Annotated in this window: 22 protein-coding genes; 17 read left to right on the forward strand and 5 right to left on the reverse strand. The window is 57.7% G+C overall.

From position 1 onward, the window contains the following. Positions 1 to 278: 278 nt before the first annotated feature. The 7 genes from HRQ60_RS07640 (at position 279) to HRQ60_RS07670 (ending at position 7,755) form a co-directional block, all read left to right on the forward strand. Positions 279 to 1,436 (forward strand): YhgE/Pip domain-containing protein, encoded by a 1,158-nt coding sequence (locus HRQ60_RS07640; protein ID WP_172195061.1) that lies wholly within the window; start codon positions 279 to 281, stop codon positions 1,434 to 1,436. 177 nt (positions 1,437 to 1,613) lie between these two features. Then, the gene (locus HRQ60_RS07645) at positions 1,614 to 2,315 is read left to right on the forward strand and encodes a TetR family transcriptional regulator (protein ID WP_172195062.1); all 702 of its coding nucleotides are present in this window, start codon (positions 1,614 to 1,616) and stop codon (positions 2,313 to 2,315) included. Positions 2,316 to 2,324: 9 nt separating this feature from the next. Next, positions 2,325 to 2,921, forward strand: a complete 597-nt coding sequence (locus HRQ60_RS07650; protein WP_172195063.1) for a restriction endonuclease — start codon at positions 2,325 to 2,327, stop codon at positions 2,919 to 2,921. A gap of 542 nt (positions 2,922 to 3,463) precedes the next feature. Next, entirely contained in the window at positions 3,464 to 4,696 is a 1,233-nt protein-coding gene (locus tag HRQ60_RS07655; protein ID WP_172195064.1) for an ATP-binding cassette domain-containing protein, read from the forward strand. Further along, a complete protein-coding gene (locus tag HRQ60_RS07660; RefSeq protein ID WP_172195065.1) occupies positions 4,693 to 5,406 on the forward strand; it encodes an ABC transporter permease subunit in 714 nt (237 codons plus the stop codon). Before HRQ60_RS07655 ends, HRQ60_RS07660 begins: the two co-directional genes overlap by 4 nt. A 4-nt stretch (positions 5,407 to 5,410) precedes the next feature. Next, on the forward strand, positions 5,411 to 6,835 hold the full coding sequence (locus tag HRQ60_RS07665) for a GldG family protein (protein ID WP_172195066.1): 1,425 nt from the start codon (positions 5,411 to 5,413) through the stop codon (positions 6,833 to 6,835). Continuing rightward, the gene (locus HRQ60_RS07670; RefSeq protein WP_172195067.1) at positions 6,832 to 7,755 is read left to right on the forward strand and encodes a DUF4340 domain-containing protein; all 924 of its coding nucleotides are present in this window, start codon (positions 6,832 to 6,834) and stop codon (positions 7,753 to 7,755) included. The genes HRQ60_RS07665 and HRQ60_RS07670 overlap by 4 nt, the downstream gene beginning before the upstream one ends. A gap of 332 nt (positions 7,756 to 8,087) precedes the next feature. Here HRQ60_RS07670 and HRQ60_RS07675 read toward each other — a convergent pair whose 3' ends face one another. Then, complete coding sequence (locus tag HRQ60_RS07675; protein ID WP_172195068.1) at positions 8,088 to 9,344, reverse strand: cation:proton antiporter; 1,257 nt, start codon at positions 9,342 to 9,344, stop codon at positions 8,088 to 8,090. Positions 9,345 to 9,528: 184 nt separating this feature from the next. Here HRQ60_RS07675 and HRQ60_RS07680 point away from each other — a divergent pair, with 184 nt between their 5' ends. Continuing rightward, complete coding sequence (locus HRQ60_RS07680; RefSeq protein WP_172195069.1) at positions 9,529 to 10,269, forward strand: sulfite exporter TauE/SafE family protein; 741 nt, start codon at positions 9,529 to 9,531, stop codon at positions 10,267 to 10,269. Between the two features lie 41 nt (positions 10,270 to 10,310). Further along, positions 10,311 to 10,901 carry a TetR/AcrR family transcriptional regulator gene (locus HRQ60_RS07685; protein WP_172195070.1) on the forward strand — a complete coding sequence of 197 codons (591 nt, stop codon included), beginning with the start codon at positions 10,311 to 10,313 and terminating at the stop codon, positions 10,899 to 10,901. A gap of 5 nt (positions 10,902 to 10,906) precedes the next feature. On the opposite strand, the gene HRQ60_RS07690 is transcribed toward HRQ60_RS07685, so the two are convergent. From HRQ60_RS07690 to HRQ60_RS07700, 3 genes are read right to left on the reverse strand one after another with little or no spacing between them, the layout of a single operon-like run. Continuing rightward, on the reverse strand, positions 10,907 to 11,686 hold the full coding sequence (locus tag HRQ60_RS07690) for an ABC transporter permease (protein WP_172195071.1): 780 nt from the start codon (positions 11,684 to 11,686) through the stop codon (positions 10,907 to 10,909). Then, on the reverse strand, positions 11,687 to 12,454 hold the full coding sequence (locus HRQ60_RS07695; RefSeq protein WP_172195072.1) for an ABC transporter ATP-binding protein: 768 nt from the start codon (positions 12,452 to 12,454) through the stop codon (positions 11,687 to 11,689). 13 nt (positions 12,455 to 12,467) lie between these two features. Next, the gene (locus tag HRQ60_RS07700; RefSeq protein WP_172195073.1) at positions 12,468 to 13,358 is read right to left on the reverse strand and encodes a pentapeptide repeat-containing protein; all 891 of its coding nucleotides are present in this window, start codon (positions 13,356 to 13,358) and stop codon (positions 12,468 to 12,470) included. A 302-nt stretch (positions 13,359 to 13,660) separates the two neighbouring features. Between HRQ60_RS07700 and HRQ60_RS07705 the strand changes: the two genes are divergently transcribed. From HRQ60_RS07705 to HRQ60_RS07715, 3 genes are all read left to right on the forward strand, one after another. Further along, on the forward strand, positions 13,661 to 15,430 hold the full coding sequence (locus HRQ60_RS07705; protein ID WP_172195074.1) for an oleate hydratase: 1,770 nt from the start codon (positions 13,661 to 13,663) through the stop codon (positions 15,428 to 15,430). Positions 15,431 to 15,834: 404 nt separating this feature from the next. Then, positions 15,835 to 16,437, forward strand: a complete 603-nt coding sequence (locus HRQ60_RS07710) for a hypothetical protein (RefSeq protein ID WP_172195075.1) — start codon at positions 15,835 to 15,837, stop codon at positions 16,435 to 16,437. Between the two features lie 36 nt (positions 16,438 to 16,473). Continuing rightward, positions 16,474 to 16,656, forward strand: coding sequence for a hypothetical protein (locus tag HRQ60_RS07715; RefSeq protein ID WP_172195076.1), 183 nt, complete (start codon positions 16,474 to 16,476; stop codon positions 16,654 to 16,656). A gap of 165 nt (positions 16,657 to 16,821) precedes the next feature. Here HRQ60_RS07715 and HRQ60_RS07720 read toward each other — a convergent pair whose 3' ends face one another. Next, positions 16,822 to 17,637: a class I SAM-dependent methyltransferase gene (locus HRQ60_RS07720; RefSeq protein ID WP_172195077.1), complete on the reverse strand. Its 816-nt coding sequence runs from the start codon at positions 17,635 to 17,637 to the stop codon at positions 16,822 to 16,824. 123 nt (positions 17,638 to 17,760) lie between these two features. Between HRQ60_RS07720 and HRQ60_RS07725 the strand changes: the two genes are divergently transcribed. From HRQ60_RS07725 to HRQ60_RS23605, 5 genes are all read left to right on the forward strand, one after another. Continuing rightward, positions 17,761 to 18,345 carry a hypothetical protein gene (locus tag HRQ60_RS07725; RefSeq protein WP_172195078.1) on the forward strand — a complete coding sequence of 195 codons (585 nt, stop codon included), beginning with the start codon at positions 17,761 to 17,763 and terminating at the stop codon, positions 18,343 to 18,345. Then, entirely contained in the window at positions 18,342 to 18,899 is a 558-nt protein-coding gene (locus HRQ60_RS07730; protein WP_172195079.1) for an AAA family ATPase, read from the forward strand. Before HRQ60_RS07725 ends, HRQ60_RS07730 begins: the two co-directional genes overlap by 4 nt. Positions 18,900 to 18,946: 47 nt before the next feature. Beyond that, positions 18,947 to 19,582 (forward strand): class I SAM-dependent methyltransferase, encoded by a 636-nt coding sequence (locus tag HRQ60_RS07735; RefSeq protein ID WP_172195080.1) that lies wholly within the window; start codon positions 18,947 to 18,949, stop codon positions 19,580 to 19,582. A gap of 175 nt (positions 19,583 to 19,757) precedes the next feature. Next, positions 19,758 to 20,498, forward strand: a complete 741-nt coding sequence (locus HRQ60_RS07740; RefSeq protein ID WP_172195081.1) for a hypothetical protein — start codon at positions 19,758 to 19,760, stop codon at positions 20,496 to 20,498. A gap of 163 nt (positions 20,499 to 20,661) precedes the next feature. Beyond that, entirely contained in the window at positions 20,662 to 22,371 is a 1,710-nt protein-coding gene (locus tag HRQ60_RS23605; protein ID WP_246281211.1) for a response regulator transcription factor, read from the forward strand. Positions 22,372 to 22,414 lie beyond the last annotated feature (43 nt).

Genomic DNA, 22,414 nt, shown 5'->3' on the forward strand with positions numbered 1-22,414 from the left:
GGAAGATATCCCAAGCTTATCCGCCACCGTGCTGATGAAAATGTAAGCAAATAAACAATTTAGTTGAAAATAAGTCCGCGGATCAGTATCCGGCGGGCTTTTTTTGCGATCATAAAAGCCGTGGTTGTGCGGTTTGAGGGATGATATCTAAAATTGAAAATATTTCTTGACCCCTGTCTGTTTTGTCATATATAATGCAAAAGCAAAGTTTAAAACAAATGTTTTAAACGATAGTTTAATCGGGATCCGCAGAGCGGAACCGGGAATAGGAGAACCGGATGGGACAGGTATTCAAAGCCTTCTTAAAGCTGCCAACAACCAAGGTCGGGATTATTACCGCCGTGCTGTTTCAGCTGATTTTCACCGTAATATGGATGACGGGGTACCAGGGAATGACGGATCGGATCGATCGTCTGAACGTTGCGATCGTAAACGGAGACGAACAGATGGGCGCGGCAATCGTGCAGAATCTCAAAGAAAACCTGCCGGTCGGCGTCAAGACGGATATGACGCTTGCCGAAGCGCAGGACATGCTGCAAAATCGCGAGGTGCAGATGATCGTCGAGATTCCGGCGGATTTCGCATCCGCGGCGCAGTCGCAGGAACCGGCGGTACTGAACTATTTTATCAACGAGTCCAACCCGGTCATGATCAAGAACATGATGACTTCGGTCGCGGACACGATCACGGGGGGCGTCAACAAGCAGGCGATCGCGGGAGGCCTGACGGGTATCCTGTCGACTCAGGGCAAACTGCCGGCGGAAGCGGCGCAGACTGCGGCGGGCGTCCTGTCCGAACGCGTCGTGTCCAACGTCGAGTCGGTCAATGTCGTTGAAGGAATGAATAACCAGATGGTGCCGATGATGATGGTGCTGGCTTCGTACGTCGGGGCGATGATCATGGGACAGAACTTCCAGGTCTCGTCGATGGCGCTTGGCGCCCGCTTCGGCCGCTGGCAGCGGATGGCGGTCCGCCTGATCGTAACGGCCGCCGCATCGGTAATCGTCTCGCTCGTCGGTACGTCGCTCGTCGCGGCGTTCGGCGGACAGATGGCACACGGCTTCCTCGCACTCTGGGGCTTCCAGGCCCTGTTCCTGCTGACCTTCATGTTCGTCGCCCAGATGTTCCTGTTCCTGTTCGGAATGGCGGGCATGCTGTTCAACATTCTGGTGCTGTCGGTGCAGCTCGTCTCGTCCGGTGCAATGATGCCGCGCGAGCTTCTGCCGGACTTCTATCAGAGCATCGGCAGTATCTTCCCGGCTACCTATGCGGTCGACGGACTGATGAATACGCTGTTCGGCGGACCAAGCGCCGGCGGAGACGCCGCTGCGCTGCTGCTGATCCTGGCCGCCGCTCTGGTGCTGATTATCGGTTCGACGGCGCTTCGCCGCGACAAGGCTCCGGTACCTCCGGTTGTAGCGGCAGCCGAAGCATAATGGTATGATTGAGATCTGAGCGTACGGAACACAAGAACGAAGCATGCCAGGCCGCCGCGGATGCGGCGGCCTTTTTTTGAAGCGTCAATCGACCGGGATCGAAGCGTCGGAGCGCTGGACTTCGGTATATTCCGCGCGCCGTTACGCAGACGATTTCTAACGGGAGAAAGGGCGGGCATGGGCATGGAAGAAGAACATGTAAAAGCAAGAATCGTACGGGCGGCCAAAAAGCTGACGGCACAAAAAGGCTTCGAAGCGACGACCGTGCGGGAGATCTGCGCGGAAGCCTGCGCCAATCTGTCGCTCGTCTCCTACTATTACGGAGGCAAGGAGCATGTGTACGAAGCGGTGCTGGATGCGTTTATTCCGATCGGCGAAGCAAGCCGGATTCTGGAAGAGATGCAGCTGGATCCGGTTGAAGGCGTCTGCACGATGGTGCGGGAGATTGTGCTGTTTCGCAGCGCCGACCCGGAAATTTCGCGCATTATTCATCAGGAGATGGTCCGGCAGACGCCCCGTACGGCGCTTGTCCAGCAGCGGGTAACGCCGGCCTGGAAGCTGATTCGCGGCTTTCTGGAAAAAGGACGGGAGCAGGGCGATTTTCATTTCCGTTCGCTCGACATGACGATGGTGCAGCTGCTCGGGAGCGTGCTGTTCGGGGATAACCGGAGCGGACTGACCCCGATCATGGCGGAAGAGTTTCCGGATACGGAGACTCAAATCGAAGATGTGCTGACCTTTATCCTGCGCGGGATCGGGTACACGGGAGATGTGCGCTTTGCGGGCGAACCGATCCTGCAGCGTCTGAAGATCGGCGAAGCTTCGTGCTGCGAGTCGGCGGAGCGAAGCGGGCAAGAAAATCCGGAAGCGGAGGAATGAGCGGACGGTATGAACACCTGGGACCAACTATCCGCCGCGCTGCCGGGCGGTCCGCTTCCGTGGATCGCGCTGGGCGCGCTGCTTCTTCTGTTTCTGCTCGCGTTTCGGCTGGCCGCTCTGCGCCGGCGCCGGATTCTTCGCCAGCTCGATCCGCGCCGGATCACGCTCAAGGATATCGACGGCATGCTGGACGGATCGGACTTCGAGCGCTATCTGCATCGGCTGTTCGGCGAACTCGGCTACCGCGAAGTACACAAGACGACCGCAAGCGGAGATTTCGGCGCGGATCTGGTGTTTGAAGATCGTTACGGGGCGAGAACCGTGCTTCAGGCCAAACGTTACGCGATGAGCAATCCGGTAGGTTTGTCGGCGGTGCAGGAGGTCTACGGCTCGATGCGCGTATACGGGGCGCAGCGCGCGGTCGTGCTGACGTCCGGCCGATATACGGCCGCCTGCCGCAAACTCGCCGCCTACAACGGCGTGGTGCTGCTCGACCGCGAAGATCTGGAAGAGATCATCGCGGCGTTCAAATCCAGGAAGCCGGAAGACGCGATGGAGACGATCGAACGCGAGCCGGAAGATGCCCCGGACGAGCTGCGGATCTAAGCCGGCTTGCGCCTGCATTTCTCTAGCGAATAGGATTTTCCGGACAGCCTGAGGACCTCCCTTTACCGGGAGGTCCTCAGGCTGTCGAGAAAGTCCTATTCGTTGTAGAAGCTCGTCGGCTGCGGGAGAAATTCGTTCCGGTCGCGTGTTGAAATCGGGAAAAAGGATTGGGTTTTAGCGGAATTTTCCCGATTAACGGTGCAAGTTCATATCCTGATTTTGGATGAACTTGTACCACAAAGGCGAACACTATCGTTCCTTCACTGAATTTCTCCCTCCGCCTCCTCGCTTCACTTGGCAGCAGACCTTTCTCGACACGTTGAGGACCTCCCTTTACCGGGAGGTCCTTTTTTGTCCACAAAAAGATCGATTCAACGAGGAGCAGCGGAATCTATCCGTTCACAATTTAGACACATTTTTTTGAGCCGCGATTAAAGTCCATTTAAGTTTCTTTTATGTTTTCCGGCCTATAGTGAGAAAAGTTTGGACGCCTGCTTGCAGGCCTAGGCTCTACATAAAGAACGAAGAAGGGATGAAGCGCAGTGCTCGAAGTGAAGCGGGTAAGCAAAAGGTATGACGGCGGACGGGGCGTGCGGGAGATCGATTTTTCGATGCGGCGCGGCGAGATCGTCGGTTTTCTCGGGCCGAACGGTGCGGGCAAAACGACCACGATGCGCATGATTACCGGTTATCTGTATCCGACGGAAGGAACGATCACGGTCGATGGCCTGTCCGTCCACGAACAAGCGAGGAAAGCGAGGTCCAAGATCGGCTATCTGCCGGAAACGCCGCCGCTGTATCCGGATCTGACCGTCGAAGCGTATTTGAAGTTCGTCGCGAAGCTGCGCGGCGTTCCGGCGCGGGAGCAGAAGCTTCGGACGGCGGAAATGGTCGCAAGGCTCGGCCTCGGCGGGCGGGAACGGCAGTCGATCCGGCATCTGTCCAAAGGGTACAAACAGCGGTTGGGATTGGCCCAGGCGATTATTCACAAGCCCGATCTGCTCGTGCTCGACGAACCGACGTCGGGCCTTGATCCGAGCCAGATTATCGAGATTCGCAGCCTGATCCGGGAGCTGGGCGAGAACCATACGGTGCTGCTCAGCACGCATATTTTGCAGGAAGTGGGCGCACTGTGCGACCGGGTGCTGATTATCAACCGCGGCGAACTGGTGATGGACGGAGCGCCGGACGAGATCGGAGCCCGGATGGAGAACCGCTTCGCGGTAACGCTGGAAGTCTACGGACAGCGCGAGCGGATCGAATCCGTGCTGAGCGGATGGGCCGGATCGCGCGGAATCACGGCCGAGATCCGTTCCGTTCCTGAACCGAAAGGACAAACGTCGGAAACCGAATCGTTAGAGAGTAAACAGTCGACTCACCAACAGTTGGCTGTCGAACGAACGTCGGTCGAGAACGGCACCGACCCGGCGGCACCTTCGCATGAACTGCTCGCGGAAACGGAGACGGCCGCAGAAATAGAGCCGGTCGCCGCGCTGCCGCAGAGCGTTGATCTCTTCGCTTCGTCGTCCGAAGTGGTACGCGCCCTCCTGACCGCGGACGGGCAGGAAGATTTCCGGCTGGATCTGTTCCGGCTGCTGGCCGAGGCCGATCTGCCGATTCTGGAACTGCACAAAGAAAATCTGACCCTGGAAGACGTATTCCTGAAGCTGACAACCGAAGACCAAGCGGACGGCCTTGTCGGCAAGGACGGCCTGGGTACGGACGGCAGCGTCCGGGTTGAAACGGATACGCAGAGCGGGGAGGAGCGCGCATGAATCGTATTCTGGCCATTTCGGGCAAAGAACTTCGGCTGTATTTTTTGACGCCTACTTCGTATTTCGCATTCGCCATTTATATTCTGATGTCCAGCTTCATGTTCTATGTGGATTTCGTGACTTTTCAGCCGAGCATCCTCGATTACCGGCTGATTCTGAGCGACATGCTGTTCATGCTGCTGATCGTGATTCCTATTCTGACCATGCGGCTGATCTCCGAGGAGTTTCGCCAGGGCACGGACGAGCTGCTGCTCACCTCCCCGGCCAGCGTGACGGAAGTCGTGTTGGGCAAATATCTGGCTTCGCTCGGGGTACTGACGATGCTGCTGGTATGCAACCTGGTCTATCCGGCGATCATGTCGCTGTTCGGAAATCTGAATCTGATGACGCTGTGGCTGTCCGTACTTGGCGTATTTCTGATGGGGGCTTCGATGATGGCGATCGGACTCTTCGCTTCGTCGCTGTCGCAGCATCAGATGGTATCGGCCGTGGCGGGTTTCGTGCTGCTGCTGATGTTCTGGCTGGCCGGTTCGATGACGTCCCAGAGCGAGAAGCTGTCCGCCTGGATCGAGCCTTTTTCGCTGCCGGACCGTATTTCGAATCTGACCAAAGGCGTCGTGAACGGTCCGGACGTGATCTTTTACGTGTCGCTGGCGGTGCTGTTCGTCGTGCTCAGTATCCAGGTGATCGAACGGAAACGGTGGAGGTAGAACAATGAACAAACAAACCGGATCATCCCCAAACCAATCGCGGCGTCTGCTGCACCATGCGAATACGCTTGTCGTGGCGCTCGTGTCGATCGGCTTGTTCGTGCTGCTGACCGTCGCTTTGACGAAGGCATCGGAATTCCAGCTCGATCTGACCGCCAACAAACAGTACACCCTGTCCGAGCAGACCCACTCCGTGCTGGACAGACTGCCGGGCAAGGTCAAGCTGGAGGTCTTCACGAACCCGGATACGGACGGCGAACTGGTGACGCGCGAGATTACCGACCTGGTGCAGGAATACGCCAAAAAAAGCGGCAAACTCGACGTGCATACCTACAGTCTGGTGCAGCAGCCGGAACTGGCCCGTCAATACAATCTATCGTCGAGTTCGATCGTGCTGACCTACGGCGAGAAGACGCAGAGTATTCCTTTTCAAGAAATGTTCGGCTCGGGCGACAGCAGTTCCTATACCTTCCTCGGCGAATCCAAGCTGACCGGAGGATTGAACTCGCTGATCTCGACCGAAACGCACAAAGCCTATCTGCTGGCGGGTCACGGCGAGTTCGATGCCTCGCATCTGACGCAGCTGACCGCCGGTCTCAAAGCCGACAATACCGAGATCGAACCGCTGCAGCTGTATCAGGCGGGCCGGATTCCGAAAGACGCCGACCTGCTCATGATCGTGGCGCCCGAGACCGATCTGAGCGCCGAAGAGCTGAAGCTGATCGAGACTTACTTGGACGGAGACGGGAAGCTGTTTCTGTCGCTCGGCTTTAACCCCGATATGAAGACGGATTGGACGAATATCGATGCGCTGATGAAAAAATACGGAGTAGTCGACGAGCATGCGATCGCGGTAGACAAAAACAATACGCAGCTTTACGATCCGCTGACCGTCGTACCGGGCTATGAATCGCATGCCATTACGGAAAAACTGCAGAGCGGCAAGGTCTATCCGATGACGTACCTGTCCGTTGCACTGAGCGCAGCCGAGAAAGCGCCGGAAGGCCTAACCGTCTCGCCGCTGCTCAGCACCTCCGCCGAAAGCTACGGGGAAACGGATCTCGCCGGGCTGCTGCAATCCCAGAGCGAATATGCGGAAGGCACCGATCTGAGCGGACCGCTGCATCTCGGTTATGCCGTGGACGACGCGGAAGGCAAGCCCAAAGTCGTCGTGATGGGCACGTCTTATTTCCTGACCGACGACCAGATCGGCGAGCAGGGCAACAAAGACTTTGCGCTGAACAGCCTCAATTACCTGAGCGGCAATCAGAACGATCTGACGATCCGTGCCCGCGAACAGCAGCAGTACGAGACGGCTTATCTGACCGCTCCGCAGGCCCGCTACATTCTGATCGCCACGATGGTTGTGTTCCCTCTGGTATTCGTTCTGGCCGGCGTGCTGCTCTGGTGGAGAAGGAGACGTGTATGAGAAAATATATCCCGACGCTGATTCTGGTACTGCTCTTCGCCGGCGGTCTGGGTTATGCGATCTCGCAAAAATGGTTCGGCGCGGAAACGGAGCCTCCGGCCGCCAAGCTGACCGATGTAGAAACGTCCAAGATCGCCGGTATCCGGATTGCCAACGGCGATCTGACCTATCAGTTGGCGAAAAGCGGCGGCGAATGGGCATTTACCGAACCGGACAAATATCCGGTGAATCACTATGCCGTCGACGCCTGGCTCGATACGCTGACATCGGCCGAGCAGGGCGGCGTCGTGGAAGAAGCTCCCGCAGATCCGGCCAAGTACGGACTCGACCTGACGAAAAAAGGCATCACGCTGACGCAGGAGAACGGCGCCGCCTTGACGATTGCCATCGGCGATTCGCTGCCGACCGGAAGCGGGAATTACGCCCGGCTCGGCGGAGGTGCGGTGATCCGGCTCGATGCCAACGCCGCATCGTCGCTGCTGCCGAGCATCACGACATGGGTCGATACGTCCCCGTTCCAATGGGACGACGCCGACTTGAAAGAGCTGGCCTACAAGCGCGGATCGGCATCCTGGACGTTGAATAATTCGGCTGCGGCCGGCGCTTCCCCGGCTTGGACGCTGGACGGCAAAACGATCGAAGACGTAGAGGCGACTACCGTATCCGGATCGCTGAAGTATATCGTCAGCGACCGTCTGCCGGTGAAGGCCTCGACACTCGTTTCGACGGAGACCGACTTTACGCTGAAGCTTGTGACGACGGAAGACGGTGCGGACAAGACCCGGAGCTTTACCGGCAAAAAAGACCCCGACGTCGATACGCTCGTCTGGGTTGTTCAGGAAGGCAGCGAGTGGGCGTACGCGGTGAAGCCGGAAGATTTGCAGAAAGCGGAGTCGCCGGAGATTCCGCCTGGGAAATGAATGCCTCTTCTTGAACGTTTTCCCGAAATAACTGCAGGAGAGCCGTTAAAGATCGCGTCGAGCGCCGAGGGCAGCCCTTTTTCGTGAAATAGCGGTTCGGTTGCAGCTATTTCACGCATTCACAAGCTGCCCATATAAATAACGGTTCCTGCGCAGCTATTTGCTTGGGGAACCGGCGGAACCATTTTGGATGAATCGATCTGCCAAGGAAACAGACAAAAGAAGCCGGGCCTCTGCGCACACAGAGACCCGGCTTCTGAGCAGTACCTTGAGCGTCCTGGGAAGACCGGGGCGCTTTTTCCTTGGCAGGCTTCGAATGGGATTCGTTGGGATCAAGCGTCTTTCTCGGACGTTTGATCGTTGTGTATCGGGCGCGGTGCGGCTCCGAGCTTCAGAATAAGCTTCTCGATCGACAAGCCCTGGATCAGCAGCGAGAACAGCACCACGCTGAATGCCAGTACCAGGATGTCTTCACGGCCTTCGAATTCGATCGGCAGACTGAGAGCGAGTGCAATCGACAGACTGCCTTTGAGGCCGCCCCAGTTCAGAATATGCTTGAACTTGTTTTCGAATCCTTTGACCCCGGCCAAGCTGAGATAGACAGCTGCCGAACGCGCAATCAGCACAATCAGGATCGCGAGGAGCAGGACCGGCCAGCGTCCGCCGAAATCGATATTGCGAATTTCCAATCCGATCATCAGGAAGATCAATGAGTTGGCGATGAGGGCAATCGTATCCCAAAACGTATCGATATTGGTATGGGTGGTCTCGGACATCCCGACTTTACGTCCGTAGTTGCCGAAGACCAATCCGCCGACCACGACAGCGATCACGCCCGAGACATGCATATGCTCCGCGATAAAATAACATCCGAAGAAGAGAACGGCCGACAAGGCCGTTTCGAACGGATAGTCATCGTAATAAACGATGATGCGGGAGAAGACAAAGCCCAGGATCAATCCGACGATCGTACCGCCGACCGCAAACTGCAGGAACAGCAGCAGGCCGCTGCCTACGCCTCCCCAGCCCATTTCCATATAAGACAGCAGGTAAATGGAAGAAATCTGGAACAGAACGACGGCGATACCGTCATTCAGCAGCGATTCGCCTTCGATCACTGTCGTCAGTTTCTTCGGTACGCCGAGCGACTTGAAGATCGAGATCACGCTGATCGGATCGGTGGCGCTCATCAGCGCGGCGAACGTACAGGCGACGACAAGCGGCAGCCCCAGCAGATAATAACCTCCCAGCGCGATCAGCCCGAAGGAAATCAGCGTCCCGCCAAGCGCAAGCGCAAGAACCGGTTTGGAATGTTCGCGCAGGTGCGAGAACGGCAGTTTGAGCGAAGCGTCGCCGAGCAGGATCGGCAGAAACAGCGAGATCACAATGGCCTGAAATACATTGCTCTGCGTAATATACGTTTCGGCCTGCTCGAGCACGGGGATATGGATCATGCCGAGCAGCAGTCCGACCAAGACGAGAGCGATCGAATAAGGCCGATTCAGTTTCTGGGCGATGCCGATCACCGCCAGCGCAATCGCGAGCAGGATCAGAATCTGAATAAAAATTTCGTTAAAATGATGAACCATGACAGACCTCCTGTACGAGTAAGCTTTATCCGAACATTACCCAAATACGCACGAACAAGCCCGGCCCCCTAAAGGTAGGGCCGGGCTTTGCGTCTTTCTTGTTCCCCGGCAAATGAGCTATGATGGAAACATCAGGAAGCGTATCGGGAGCACGAAGAAGAAGCATACAGAAAGAAGGACGATCATGACCGGAGTGGGCGTTATTGCAGGGGCCATGCTGATTATATTTGCCGCAAGCTTCACCCAGAGCCTCACCAGTTTCGGTTTCGCGCTGATTGCGCTGCCGCTGCTCAGTTTGTTTCTCCCGCTGCATCAGGCGGTGCCGATCATCGTCATCTTGAGTCTGCTCGTCTGTCTGACGGTCGTCATTCCGAATCGCCGCGACGTGAACGTCAGGCAGGTCTGGCTGCTTATCCTGGCTGGCATGGTCGCGGCGCCGTTCGGCACGTATCTGCTGCTCGTCGTCAGTCCGTCCGTACTGAAATCCGCTACCGGTATCCTGATTACGGTGTTCGCCGCCCTGATGCTGCTCGGGCGTTCGGTGCCCATTCGCAGCGAACGGACGGCTTTTGTGACGGCGGGGCTGCTCAGCGGCCTGCTGAACGGCAGTATCTCGGTCAGCGGCCCGCCGCTTGCGCTGATCCTGTCCAATCAGGGGATGAGCAAGCAGGCTTTTCGCGCCAATCTGGCTTTGAACGGCGTCGTCTTGAATATCGTCAGCGTTCTCTCGTTCGCGGCGGGCGGGCTGCTGGATTCGGGAACGGGCCATTTTCTGCTGTGGACGCTTCCGGCTATGGGGCTTGGTGCCTGGGCCGGCGCAAGAGCGGTCAGCCGGTTCGACGAAGCGCGGTTCAAGCAGGTCTCGCTCTGGCTGATTCTCGTTTCCGGCTTATGGACGGCGCTCAGCGGGCTGGGGATCGTATAAGCGGCGGATCGGATGTCTTTTTTGAGGAACGGAGGGATCTTATGACGCAAATGACGAAGCGGGCGCTGGCTGCCTCGCTCAAAAAGCTGCTGTCGCAAAAAACGCTCGACAAGATCACGGTCATCGATATTGCCGAAGACTGCGAAGTCAACCGACAGACTTTTTATTACCATTTCAAAGACATCTACGATCTGATCGACTGGATCTACACGCACGAAGCTTCCAAAGCGTTAAACGGAAACAAGACGTACGAAACCTGGCAGCAGGGTTTCTTGCATATTTTTGAATATATCCAGAGCAACCGGAACTTTGTGCTGAATACGTATCATTCCGTGAACCGCGAACATCTCGAGCGCTATCTGCATCAGGAGACGCATGCGCTGCTGATCGGCGTGATCGAGGAAAAAGCGGCCGGCCGCAGCGTGCGCGAAGACGACAAAGCGTTTATCGCCCATTTCTACAAGTTTGCGTTCGTCGGATTGATCCTCGATTGGATCGGCCGCGGGATGCGCGAAGAGCCGAAGGCGATCGTAAAGCGCCTGAGCGTATTGATCCAGGGAGACTTCGCCGGTGCGCTGGAACGATTCGAGAGCGGTGCGCACCCGGGAGGGACGCGTCCGCCGTCCGGCTGAACGGATCAGCGTACCGCTTGCATCCGGCGTTTGTAGACTCGCATTGCGAGGGCGTACGCGACGACCAGAATCCCCAGGCACCAGGCGAGCGCGGTCCAGATCTCCGCTCCGACCGGCTGCCCGCCAAGCAGGGAGCGCAGCGCTTCGACGATAGCGGTGACCGGCTGGTGTTCGGCAAAAGCACGCACCGGTCCAGGCATCGATTCCGTCGGCACAAAAGCGGAACTGACGAACGGCAGCAGGATAATCGGATAGGAGAAAGCGCTCGCTCCGTCCACCGATCCGGCGGACAGTCCGGCGATGACGGCGATCCAGGTCAGCGCCAGCGTGAAGAGAGCGAGAATGCCGATTGCGGCGAGCCAGGCCGGTACGCCTGCCGGCGAGCGGAAGCCGATCAGCAGCCCCGCAGCTACGATAACGACGAGCGAAATGGCATTGGATACGAGCGAAGTCAGCACATGCGCCCACAGCAGGGAAGACGGAGCGATCGGCATCGAACGGAACCGTTCGAACAGCCCTTCCTGCTTGTCGATAAACAGGCGGTAAGCCGTGTACGAGATGCCGGTTCCGATCGCGATCAGCAGGATGCCGGGCATCAAATAATTGACGTAATGGCCCGTCCCGGTATGGATAGCACCGCCGAATACATAGACGAACAAGAGCATGAACGCGATCGGCATGACGGTTACGGTGAGGATGGTGTCCAGGCTGCGGAACGTATGGCGCATGGAACGTCCCAGCAGTACGCCGGTATCGCCGAGAAATCCGCTTTTTACGGTTTGCATTTACTTCGCCTCCTTGGAGCCGACGATCGAGAGGAAAATCTCTTCGAGCGTCGGCTGTTTTTCGATATATTCCGTTCGGGCGGGCGGGAACATCCGCTTCAATTCGTCGAGCGAGCCGTTGGCAATGATGCGTCCCTGATGCAAAATGGCGATCCGGTCGGCAAGCTGCTCGGCTTCTTCCAGAACCTGCGTGGTCAGCAGGACCGTTGTGCCGGTATCCGCGAGCTGCTTGACGACCTTCCGGACCTCGATTCTCGCTTCGGGATCGAGCCCCGTCGTCGGTTCGTCCAGAAACAGGATATCCGGCTGCCCGATCAGACTCATGGCGATATCAAGTCTGCGCCGCATACCGCCCGAGTAGGAAGCCGCCCGCCTCCCCGAGGCTTCCGTAAGCCCGAAACGTTCCAGCAGCTCGTCCGCCGATTGGCGCGGCTGCTTCAACCGTCGCAGCTTGGCGATCAGGATCAGATTTTCGCGTCCGGTCAATACGCCGTCGACCGCCGCGAACTGTCCCGTCAGGCTGATCGATCGGCGCACCGCATCGGGCTGCGAAGCCGGATCGAATCCGTTGACGGACACGCTTCCGCTGTCCGGACGAAGCAGCGTAGAGAGAATCTTGATGGTGGTGGTCTTGCCGGAACCATTGGAGCCGAGCAGCGCGAAGATCGAGCCCCGGCGCACTTCGAAATCGACGCCGGTCAGCACAGGCAGATTCGGATAAGACTTGTGCAGGTTCTGCACGGAGATGGCCGTTTCGTGAATAGACATGGAAATTCCTCCTTCAGGGGTCGATCAGAGTGATTCCGCTCAGATCCGCTTTGCCGCTTTTCAGGAACGAATACGTCAACCGGTCTGCCTTGCAGTCGATAAATCGGACTTTCTTGAGGGTTTTGTTCTTGAAAAAGGTTCGCGTAAGCGTCGCATTGCGGAAGGTGACGTCGGAGAAGGCGCAGTTCTCGAACGAACAGCCTTCGAACATGCCTTCCAGCACAAGTCCGGTAAGATGGGTGCCGTGAAACCGGGTGCGTGTCCAGACGACGCCGGTCAGCGTACAGTTCTGCAGCTGTGAAGATTCGAAGCCTGTTTCCGTCAGGTTGGCGCCCGACAAATCGCAGCCTGCCAGATGGCTTCCGGCAAAGACCGTTCTCGTCAGGGAAGCGTTCAAAAACAAGCTGTTCGTCATGTGCGTATGCTCGAAGCGGCTGCCGCCGAGTTCCGCGTTCGAGAAGTCGCATTCTTCCACATAATTGCTTTTGAGCAGCAGATCCGGAAGATGGGCCCCGACAAACAGCGAACGCCGGATAAAGGAAGAACCGAACTGTTCGTGCAGCCCTTCCAGACCCGAGAAGTCCGCATCCACCCAGCTTCCTTCCGACATGTTCCAGGCCGGCGCGGCAGTTTCCGGGAGGGAATCCTGCGGCTTTGCCGGTTCCGCGGTCGAAGGAGGCTCCGCAGCAGTCTGCCGGAAATGCTGGGAGAAATGGTTCAGGTCCAGATCCAGAATTTGGGCGAGGCGGTCCAGCGTGAGAATATCGGGCAGCGACTCACCGCGCTCCCATTTTCCGACTGCCTGGGGACTAAGCGACAGCTGGCGGGCCAACAGGGCCTGGGACAAATTTTTGGCTTTGCGGGCTTCCGCGATTTTGTTTCCGATCTCGATCGGGGTGAACATGAAGGCACCTTCTTTCTTGGAGTTTCGTCGACGCCATCAGCTTAACCGGATTCCCCGGGGAAGGAAATGAAAAACGCGCAACCGCCGGTTGTTTTTCCGCTACCTTTGGTAGGATGCCCGTTTTCCGGGCGATTCAGACAGGCAAACAGGCGGGAAATACCCCGAATATAGACAATCCCCGCCTTGTGTCCAAACTTCCGACATGAGACGGGGATTGTCTATGTTTGCTGTTCGATAAGAAGCCTATGCTGAAATCAGCTTCAGAGTGCGTTCAAAATCCTGGAAATGTGGAGGGAATACTCATGTACTACAGCAGCGGCAATTACGAAGCGTTCGCAAGACCGGTGAAACCGGAAGGCGTGGACGGCAAGTCGGCGTACCTCGTCGGAGCGGGACTGGCCTCGTTGGCGGCAGCCTGCTTCCTGATTCGCGACGGACAGATGAAAGGCTCGCATATTCATATCCTGGAAGAGTTGAAGATGCCGGGCGGCGCGCTCGACGGCAGCGAAGAAGCAGGCAAAGGGTTCGTCATCCGCGGCGGCCGCGAGATGGAAGACCACTTCGAATGTCTGTGGGATCTGTTCCATTCCATTCCGTCGCTTGAAGTCGAAAATGCGTCGGTGCTGGATGAATTCTATTGGCTGAACAAAAAAGACCCGAACTATTCGCTGATGCGCGCTACGGTCAACCGGGGCGAAGATGCGCACACGGACGGCAAATTCACGCTCAGCGAAAAAGCGTCCATGGAGATCGTCAAGCTGTTCCTGACCCGCGACGAAGATCTGTACGATCTGAAGATCACGGATGTGTTTACGGAAGAATTCTTCGCTTCGAACTTCTGGCTGTACTGGCGTACCATGTTCGCGTTCGAAGATTGGCACAGCGCGCTTGAGATGAAGCTGTATATCCAGCGGTTTATCCACCATATCGGCGGACTGCCGGACTTCTCGGCGCTCAAGTTCACCCAATACAACCAGTTCGAGTCGCTTGTCCAGCCGATGCTGAAGTATCTGGAAGAACACGGCGTGCAGTTCGTCTACGATACCCGCGTCACCAACGTGGTCTTCGAGCAGCACGGCACGCGCAAAGTCGCGGCGAAGATCGAATGTATGCGCGGCGGACAGCCCGAAAGTATCGATCTGACGGAAGACGACCTGGTCTTCGTGACCAACGGCAGCTGTACGGAGAATTCGTCGCTTGGCGATCATCGTCATCCGGCGGTACTCAAGACGGAGCCGGGCGGCTGCTGGGAGCTGTGGCGCAGCATTGCGGCCCAGGACGAATCGTTCGGCCGCCCGGACAAGTTCTGCACGAATATCGACGAGACCAAATGGGAATCGGCGACGATCACGACGCTGGATGACCGGATTCCGCCTTATATCGAGCAGATCTGCCAACGCGATCCGTTCAGCGGCAAAGTGGTTACCGGCGGGATCGTCAGCGTCAAAGATTCGAGCTGGATGCTGAGCTGGACACTGAACCGTCAGCCCCATTTCAAGAAACAGCCCAAAGACCAGCTGGTTGTCTGGTTCTATGCCCTCTACACGGACGTGCCGGGCGATTATATCAAGAAGCCGATCAGCGCCTGTACCGGGGAAGAGATCACGGCCGAATGGCTGTACCATATGGGCGTGCCGGAAGCGGATATCCCGGAAATGGCCGCGAATTCCGCCAACTGCATTCCGTGCATGATGCCTTATATCACGGCGTTCTTCATGCCCCGCACGGCGGGCGACCGGCCCAAAGTCGTTCCGGACGGCTGCGTAAACTTCGCCTTCATCGGGCAGTTCGCCGATACCGAGCGTGATACGGTATTCACGACCGAGTATTCGGTGCGCACGGCGATGGAATCGGTGTATACGCTGCTTGGCGTAGACCGCGGCGTGCCGGAAGTGTTCGCGTCCGAATACGATATCCGCGTCCTGCTGGATTCGACCTCGAAGATGATGGACGGCAAGAAGCTCACCGAACTCAAACAGCCCATGCTGCTTAAGCTGCTGGAACAGGGAGCACTGAGAAAAGTATCGGGCACCGTGGTCGGCGAGCTGCTGAAGAAGTACGGGATTGTGTAACGAGTACCTTGTCAACACTAAAGGTAGGAATACGCTCCCCTGAATCGCACTAGTACTTTGACCGATAACGATGTTAGGTTACGCCCCTCGAAAACCCGCTTGAACCGTGCGTGTTTCCGATGAACGCAAACCTCAGATTTGGTTCGGTCAAGGTACTAGAAGCGTGTGCGTTTCAGGGAAACGTAAACCTGTGATTAAGAGTTGAAAGGGTACGAGACCCCCGGTTCTTCCTGAAATCCGAATAAAGCACCTGCAAGCATGGCCCGATTTGGCAAAGCGTATTTCGCGCTTTGTCGAACAGAGGGTCATGCTTTTTTGGTTTTTTGTCCAACTTTTGCGGAATTGGCGGCGTTTATATATAGAAGAAATCACAGAAAAAGAAAAATGCAGAGAGGGAGCTTAACATGCAGCTCAAACCGGAGACCCCGTTCCCAATCAGAGCCTGGATCATCATCGTACTGCTGATAGGGAGCACCGTCCTGACCTTGACATGGATTGACGAGAAGAAACAAGCGAAGAGGGTCGTTTATCAGCAGACGGGGGCAGTCCTGTCCACGCTGCAAAGCGCAAGGTCGGAGCTGTATGAAGCCGCGCGCACCCTTGAAGGAGGCGCGGACGCTGTCGACCTTCTCTATGAAGTGGACGATGTTCGAATTCTCTTAAGCGAAGCCCGAGGCAGGTTATGGACGCTGGCTGCGCCGGAGAACCTCTATTCCTGGTTGGCAGCGACGATCGACTTCGACAGGTACCTGGAACAAGAATTGACTTCCAAATGGCGGGAAAACCCTTCGGTCCTGCAAGGCGAAGCCAGGCAGCGTGCAGCTGCGGACCTGGAGGCGCTTCACGCCGATCTGGATGAACTGCTGCGGCAGATCGAGCCGGATGAGCACGGGCGCTTCGAGATGGACAAGCTGGGACCGGACTGGGAACAAACCCTGAAGCGGCGGATCCTCGAGAATCCCGACTCCGATCTGCATCGGTATTTGAAAGAACGGCATAATCTGTAACCGGCCGTATACACATCATGAAAGGAGCATACGCAAATGAAAAATAACGAGCGCAAACTTCTATGGGGGCTGCTGATTACCGTCATCGTCGTATTGATTGTACTGGGCGCCCTGCAATTTCTTAAGGAGGATGAGCCGGGTACGTATCAAAGAACCGATGGGCAGACCGGGCAGACGGAAACGATTAAGCAGCCGGAACCGGGAAAAAAGCCGTCCTGACGATGAGCGGCTACCGGGAAACGGAATCGGAGCGTACAGTATAATCAATATGAACAATGGCAAATTCAGTCCCGACCCGGAACAGCGCCCGATTCATATCAAACTGCGGCAGGCGGTCTTCGCCAAGTACGGATTATCCCAGTCGTAACGGGCTGCGGCCCCCGATTATTTGACGCCCAGACGCATCCGGTAGCTGAACAGCACATCCCGCTCTTTTCCTGCGAAAAACGTATCTACGGCCCGGCCGAAAGCTTCTGCCTGGGCTGCGACGTCTTCCGCGCCGCGCTTGATCGCGCTCTGCATCCCGCCCTGGCTGAGCGCGATATTCGTATAGCGCTCCGCATCGCAGACTTCCCGGTTGTGGAATAAGACCTCCCGCGTATAACGGAACAGGCCGGACTCCCGGATCTGCCGCAGATGGTCTTCTTTGGGCCACTTGTGCGCTTGCTGTTCTTCCGGCGCCAGCTCCGCCGCGCGGCGGTCGGCCAGAGCGGCGAATTCCGCGTACGCCGCTTCGATGTCCGCGTTCAATACCGGCGGCCAGTCGCAATCGTAAGCGGCGAAGACGCCGCCCGGGCGCAGCACGCGGGCGAATTCCGCCAGCGACGGCTGCGGGTTCATCCAGTGGAACGACTGCGAGCAGGTAACCACATCGGCCCATCCGTCTTCGAGATCAAGCGCATCGGAATAACCTTCGCGGAATTCGAGCTGGCCAGGCCTGCCTGCCGCTTCCCATTTCGCTTCGGCAATACCGCGCATACCGGCACCCGGTTCAATCCCGACGATTTGCTGTGCCCGGTCCAGCCACAGAAACGTCGACAATCCCGTTCCGCAGCCGACATCGGCTACGCGGCGCGGCGTTTCCTGCAGATAGGTTTCCAGAATGCGCACGACTTCTTCCGGGGCGGAAGGACGGCTGCGATCGTACAGTTCGCCGAATCCGGCAAAGCGTTCGACATTGTTTTTGCGGATATGCTCCATTTTATTCGTTTCGCTCCTTTGCTGTTCGTCTGAATCTTATTATGGCACAGCCGGAACTCCACGGGGAATCGGATGGGAACATGCGAAAAGCACGTCCCCATCGGCGTGCAAAAAGGAGGACTTATGCTCATCTTTATCCTATTGGGCGTCATGGCGCTGTTCGTCTGCGGGGTCATTACGGCCGCGCTGGGGACCCGGATGAAACATCCGGGCGTTCTGATCGCCAATCTGCTGCTGATCGGAGCGATCTTCTGGTTGGGCAATGCCGCATCCGCTGCTCCGGGATCGCATTCGGGCAACGGCAATCCTGGTCTGATCCTGGTTTTTCCGCTTGGCGCGCTGGTCATCGTACTGATCGGCCAGCTGTATGCCTGGGCCCGGCCGCGCCGTTTTCGTCCGATCGTCTTGGCGGCGCTGCTGATCGGCCTGATCGCGCATCAGGCGGCGGGGTTCGAACTTCAGCGGATTCGATACTCCGGGCTGCGTGAACGTATTATCGAAGCGATGACGGCAGAGGGGATGCGCGATGCCCGGAGCTTTGCGGATGCCGTCACTTCGGGGCCGGGCTCCATGCATATGAACAGTCACTTTTTTCATCTGAATACGTACTTGATGTTCGTGGGCTGGGCGGCGATTGCCGCCGTTATTTTGCTGCTTGTGTTTCCGGTTTCCGCCGGCAGACCGCATCAGGAGGAGGACTTGGCATGAAACCTATAGATATTCCTTATCGCCGGCTGCATCTCTTCGGCGCGTCGGGTTCCGGTGCGACCACGCTCGGACGCGCGCTTGGCGAACGTCTGCCGCATACGGTGCTGGACGGCGACGACTATTTCTGGATACATAAATTTGATGCGGCCTATCCCCCGGAAGAGCGGGCGCGCCTGCTGGGCGAAGAAATGAAGCGGCATGACCGCTGGATACTGACCGGTGCCGTGTGCGGCTGGGGGGACGGTTTTAAGCCTGACTTCGACTTGGTGGTCTTCCTGCATGTGCCTCCCGAAGAGAGGCTGGCCCGTCTGAGAGCGCGCGAACTGAAGCGGTACGGCGAAGATGCGCTGCCGGGAGGACGTCTGTATGCGCAGTCGCAGGCTTTTCTGGAATGGGCGGCGCTGTACGACCATCCCGGCGAGGAAGTGCGCAGTCTGGAGCAGCATGAGCGCTGGATGGCGGATCTGGAATGCCCGATTCTGCGGCTCGAGGGTAACTCCGGTACGGAGGAGCGGGTAGAGCGGGTACTGGCCGCTTTGCGGGAGATTCGGTAACAAGCCCGGATGTGAAGAGATTAGAAGAGAGAAGGATGAGGAAGCAGATGGGGAAGACCGAACGCGATACGCAATATTGGAACAAAGCTTACGCCGATCCGTCGTTCCGGGCAGATCACGATGGCTGGCTGAAACGTTATGAGCCGCTGCTCGATCCGGCCCGCGGGCAGGTGGTCGATCTGGGCTGCGGACTCGGGCATAATGCCCGGGTGCTGCATGCGGCCGGGTTCGATGTGCGGGCCTGCGACTTGTCGGAGCGGGCGCTGGAGAGGCTGCGGCAGGAAGAACCGGGAATCGGGACGCTGCGGTTGGACATGGCGGAAGAACTGCCTTTTGAAACGGGAACGCTTCAGGCGGTGGTAGCGGATTTGAGTTTGCACTATTTTACCGACAGCACGACGCGCCGGATTATCGGGGAGCTTCACAGGTCGCTGCGCCCGGGCGGCCTGCTGCTCTGCCGGGTAAACGCCATGGGCGAGCGGGAGGGCAACCGCGACAGGGAATCGGCAGACGACCCGTATCTGTACGAGAGCGAAGGAATCCGGCGGCGTTTTTTTGACGAGAAAGAGATCATAAAGTATTTCTCCGAAGAAGAGTGGGAGACGCTGGAACGATGCGAGCGTACGTCTGGAAGATACGGGAAAGAAAAACGCTTGTGGGAAATCGGGCTGAAGAAGAAGTGAAATGGACAATCCCTCGACTTCGATCTGCACCATTTTGAAGAAAATTGGAATCGCGTCGTAAAAAAGCGTCTGGCCGAAACACCGGATTCCGGTCTGCATGCTATAATAGGCGACGACTATCCTTGAGAAGCAGGCGGACCTGCACAAACGGTCAAAATAGAGGAGACGAAGCGAAATGGACGATCGATCGGCATACGGGTACGACCCGGGCAGGGAGAACTACGCTTCCATGCCGAAATACTGGGACTTTCTGAAATATCATCTGCTGCTGTTCGCGCTTCCGGCGCTGATTACGATCGTACTGCTGTACGGCCAGCTGTATGATTTGTTCCTGATTCTGGTCTACGGGCTTCAATCGATGGCCGGCGCGGGCAGCGAGATTACGACGGGAGAATGGGGAGCGGTGCTGGCGGGGGTATTCCAGCTGTTTGCTTACGGAGCGATCGCCGGGATCGTGATCCGCGTGCTGTCCGCCGGTCTGTTCTTCCTGCCCACACTCGCGCGCAGCGGACGGATGAACCTCTCCACCATTGTGAAGACGGGGCTGCGGCATTTTTTCCCGACGCTGTTCGTGCTGATTCTGGTTGGTCTTGCGATCGGGTTCGCCAGCAGTATCCTGTCGTTTATTCCTCTGCTTAACTTTGTCGCGGGAGTCGTCGTGCTGTACGTCCAGGCGATGGTCAGCATCTATTACGATTATTGGTTTTCCTATAACGAAGCCGAAGGGCGTCCGGTCTACAGCGGGCCCATGGAAAGGCTGAGCGTACTGTACGGAGGCAAGGACGGAACATTCCGGATGTATGCGCTGCTGCTGGCCCTGTCGTATCTGGTGCTGGCTTCGACATTCGTCAAACCCTATATCCAACTGAAATTGACGGAACGGATGGGGATGAGAGCAGGTTTGCAGAACCGGTAGAGCGGCTGTACGGCCCGGATCGGAGAACACCGAAACTACGCAGGCCGCCCTTCGGGAAAGTTTTTCCGAACGGCGGCTTGTTTCGTTTATCTGGAGATTCACCGAATGTTTATGATACGATGTTGTAAACGTTACCAAGCAGATAGACAAAGGGGGCTCGGGAATGGAGCAGGTATGCAGGATTCTGATCGTGGATGACGAGGTGCTGGTACGCCAGGGCATCAAACATTATTTGGATTGGGAGCAGTACGGTTTCCGCATAGTGGGGGAAGCTTCCAACGGCAGGGAAGGACTTGAAGCGATCGAACGCGTTCGGCCCCATATCGTGCTGACGGACATCGTAATGCCGATTATGGAAGGAGAAGAATTTACCCGGCTGATCAAAAAAAATTACCCGGAGATCCAGGTGGTGGTTCTCAGCAGCTACGGGGAATTCGATTACGTGCGTTCGACGTTCCAAAACGGCGTGGCGGATTACATCCTCAAGCCGAAGCTTGAGACGCAGGAGCTGCTGCGCGTGCTGCAGAATACGGCCCGGCGGATCGCTTCGATCCGCTACACGGGCGAAGGCAGCGGCGAAGGGCCGGATGCCGAGACGGTGCTGGAGAAGCTGGCGTCCGGCTACGGCGCCGACGAATCCGCTTCGCCCGCCGTGCTGGCGGAGCTGTTCCCGCACGACGAGTTCGTGCTGATCGGCCGGCTGCGCACGGCCGTCCGGGCCTACGCCGGCGGCTTGCGCGCCGGCGAGAACGGGCAGCCGCTCGCCGAGCGGCTGCGGCAGGCGCTGTCGCCGGGCGCGCCGCACGCGGCCGCCCTCGGGCCGGCGCGCGTGTACGGGCTGCCCGCCGCGGCCTCCGGCGCCGCGGCGGGCAGCGAAGCCGCGCTTTTCGGCCTCGGCAGCGGCCGGCGCGCGGCTCTTCTGGCCGCGCTGCGCCAGTACGCCGCCGCTTCGTCCGGTGGTGCGCCTTCGGCTGGGCCCGGCGCCGCCGAAGCGGGAAGCGAACCGGTGTCCGGCGGATCTGCGCCGGATGCCGCCGATGCCGCGCATAGCCCGGCCGCCGCGGGCTATGCCTGGGCCGCCGGAGCGGCTTTCGCTTCGCTCGGCGAGTTGAGTACGGCTTACCGGCAGCTCGGCGAGCTGCTGGAGACCCGGTTCTACTTCCCCGAGCGGACGCTGATGCTGCCCGAAGAACTGCCGCTTCCCGCCGAACCGCTGCCTGCGTTTGACCTCCGCCTGTTTACGGAAGAGATCAAGCGCGAGCATTTTACCGAAGCGTTCCGTGACCTGCGCCAGTACACGGCGCGGATGGCTGCCGATTACCGGTCCACGCCGGTCGGACTGAAGTCTTTTCTCGGCAATATCGTGTTCAATCTGATCACGCTGCTCGGCAATATGGAATACGACGCTTCGGATCTGAACGAAGCCAAATACGGATTTTTCCGCGAAATCGAAGAAGCGGACAGCGCGCCATCGGCCGCTGCGCTGCTGGAACAATTCCTGGGCAGGGCGGAAGCGAAGATCGCCGAACATGCGGGACAGTCCGGCGGAGCCAATATGAAGAAACTGCTCGCCTATATCGATGAACATTATGCCGAGCCGCTCAGCCTTACGGGTCTGGGCCGGCATTTCCATTTCAATCCGTCCTACCTGTCGAGCTACTTCACGTCGCACAACAAGGAAGGATTCAGCGAATACCTGAACAAGATCCGCGTCTCGCGGGCGGAAGAGCTGCTGCGCGAAGGCGAGATCAGCATTTCGGAGATCAGCGGACGGGTCGGGTATTCGGACCCGGGCTATTTTACCAAAGTATTCAAGAAACAGACCGGCCTCTCGCCGAGTCAATACCGCCGTCAATATATGATCGGGCGCTGACTCAAGATGACCGGGAAGTCAGAAAATTCCGGCCGCGGCATCA

The sequence above is a fragment of the Saccharibacillus qingshengii genome, from assembly GCF_013185195.1.
Taxonomy (GTDB): domain Bacteria; phylum Bacillota; class Bacilli; order Paenibacillales; family Paenibacillaceae; genus Saccharibacillus; species Saccharibacillus qingshengii.

Excerpts from the sequence above, each read along its gene's own strand:
- HRQ60_RS07640 (WP_172195061.1), top strand. The coding sequence starts at position 279 with ATGGGACAGGTATTCAAAGCCTTCTTAAAGCTGCCAACAACCAAGGTC.
- HRQ60_RS07645 (WP_172195062.1), top strand. The coding sequence starts at position 1,614 with ATGGGCATGGAAGAAGAACATGTAAAAGCAAGAATCGTACGGGCGGCC.
- HRQ60_RS07650 (WP_172195063.1), top strand. The coding sequence starts at position 2,325 with ATGAACACCTGGGACCAACTATCCGCCGCGCTGCCGGGCGGTCCGCTT.
- HRQ60_RS07660 (WP_172195065.1), top strand. The coding sequence starts at position 4,693 with ATGAATCGTATTCTGGCCATTTCGGGCAAAGAACTTCGGCTGTATTTT.
- HRQ60_RS07665 (WP_172195066.1), top strand. The coding sequence starts at position 5,411 with ATGAACAAACAAACCGGATCATCCCCAAACCAATCGCGGCGTCTGCTG.
- HRQ60_RS07670 (WP_172195067.1), top strand. The coding sequence starts at position 6,832 with ATGAGAAAATATATCCCGACGCTGATTCTGGTACTGCTCTTCGCCGGC.
- HRQ60_RS07675 (WP_172195068.1), bottom strand. The coding sequence starts at position 9,344 with ATGGTTCATCATTTTAACGAAATTTTTATTCAGATTCTGATCCTGCTC.
- HRQ60_RS07680 (WP_172195069.1), top strand. The coding sequence starts at position 9,529 with ATGACCGGAGTGGGCGTTATTGCAGGGGCCATGCTGATTATATTTGCC.
- HRQ60_RS07685 (WP_172195070.1), top strand. The coding sequence starts at position 10,311 with ATGACGCAAATGACGAAGCGGGCGCTGGCTGCCTCGCTCAAAAAGCTG.
- HRQ60_RS07690 (WP_172195071.1), bottom strand. The coding sequence starts at position 11,686 with ATGCAAACCGTAAAAAGCGGATTTCTCGGCGATACCGGCGTACTGCTG.
- HRQ60_RS07695 (WP_172195072.1), bottom strand. The coding sequence starts at position 12,454 with ATGTCTATTCACGAAACGGCCATCTCCGTGCAGAACCTGCACAAGTCT.
- HRQ60_RS07700 (WP_172195073.1), bottom strand. The coding sequence starts at position 13,358 with ATGTTCACCCCGATCGAGATCGGAAACAAAATCGCGGAAGCCCGCAAA.
- HRQ60_RS07705 (WP_172195074.1), top strand. The coding sequence starts at position 13,661 with ATGTACTACAGCAGCGGCAATTACGAAGCGTTCGCAAGACCGGTGAAA.
- HRQ60_RS07710 (WP_172195075.1), top strand. The coding sequence starts at position 15,835 with ATGCAGCTCAAACCGGAGACCCCGTTCCCAATCAGAGCCTGGATCATC.
- HRQ60_RS07715 (WP_172195076.1), top strand. The coding sequence starts at position 16,474 with ATGAAAAATAACGAGCGCAAACTTCTATGGGGGCTGCTGATTACCGTC.
- HRQ60_RS07720 (WP_172195077.1), bottom strand. The coding sequence starts at position 17,637 with ATGGAGCATATCCGCAAAAACAATGTCGAACGCTTTGCCGGATTCGGC.
- HRQ60_RS07725 (WP_172195078.1), top strand. The coding sequence starts at position 17,761 with ATGCTCATCTTTATCCTATTGGGCGTCATGGCGCTGTTCGTCTGCGGG.
- HRQ60_RS07730 (WP_172195079.1), top strand. The coding sequence starts at position 18,342 with ATGAAACCTATAGATATTCCTTATCGCCGGCTGCATCTCTTCGGCGCG.
- HRQ60_RS07735 (WP_172195080.1), top strand. The coding sequence starts at position 18,947 with ATGGGGAAGACCGAACGCGATACGCAATATTGGAACAAAGCTTACGCC.
- HRQ60_RS07740 (WP_172195081.1), top strand. The coding sequence starts at position 19,758 with ATGGACGATCGATCGGCATACGGGTACGACCCGGGCAGGGAGAACTAC.
- HRQ60_RS23605 (WP_246281211.1), top strand. The coding sequence starts at position 20,662 with ATGGAGCAGGTATGCAGGATTCTGATCGTGGATGACGAGGTGCTGGTA.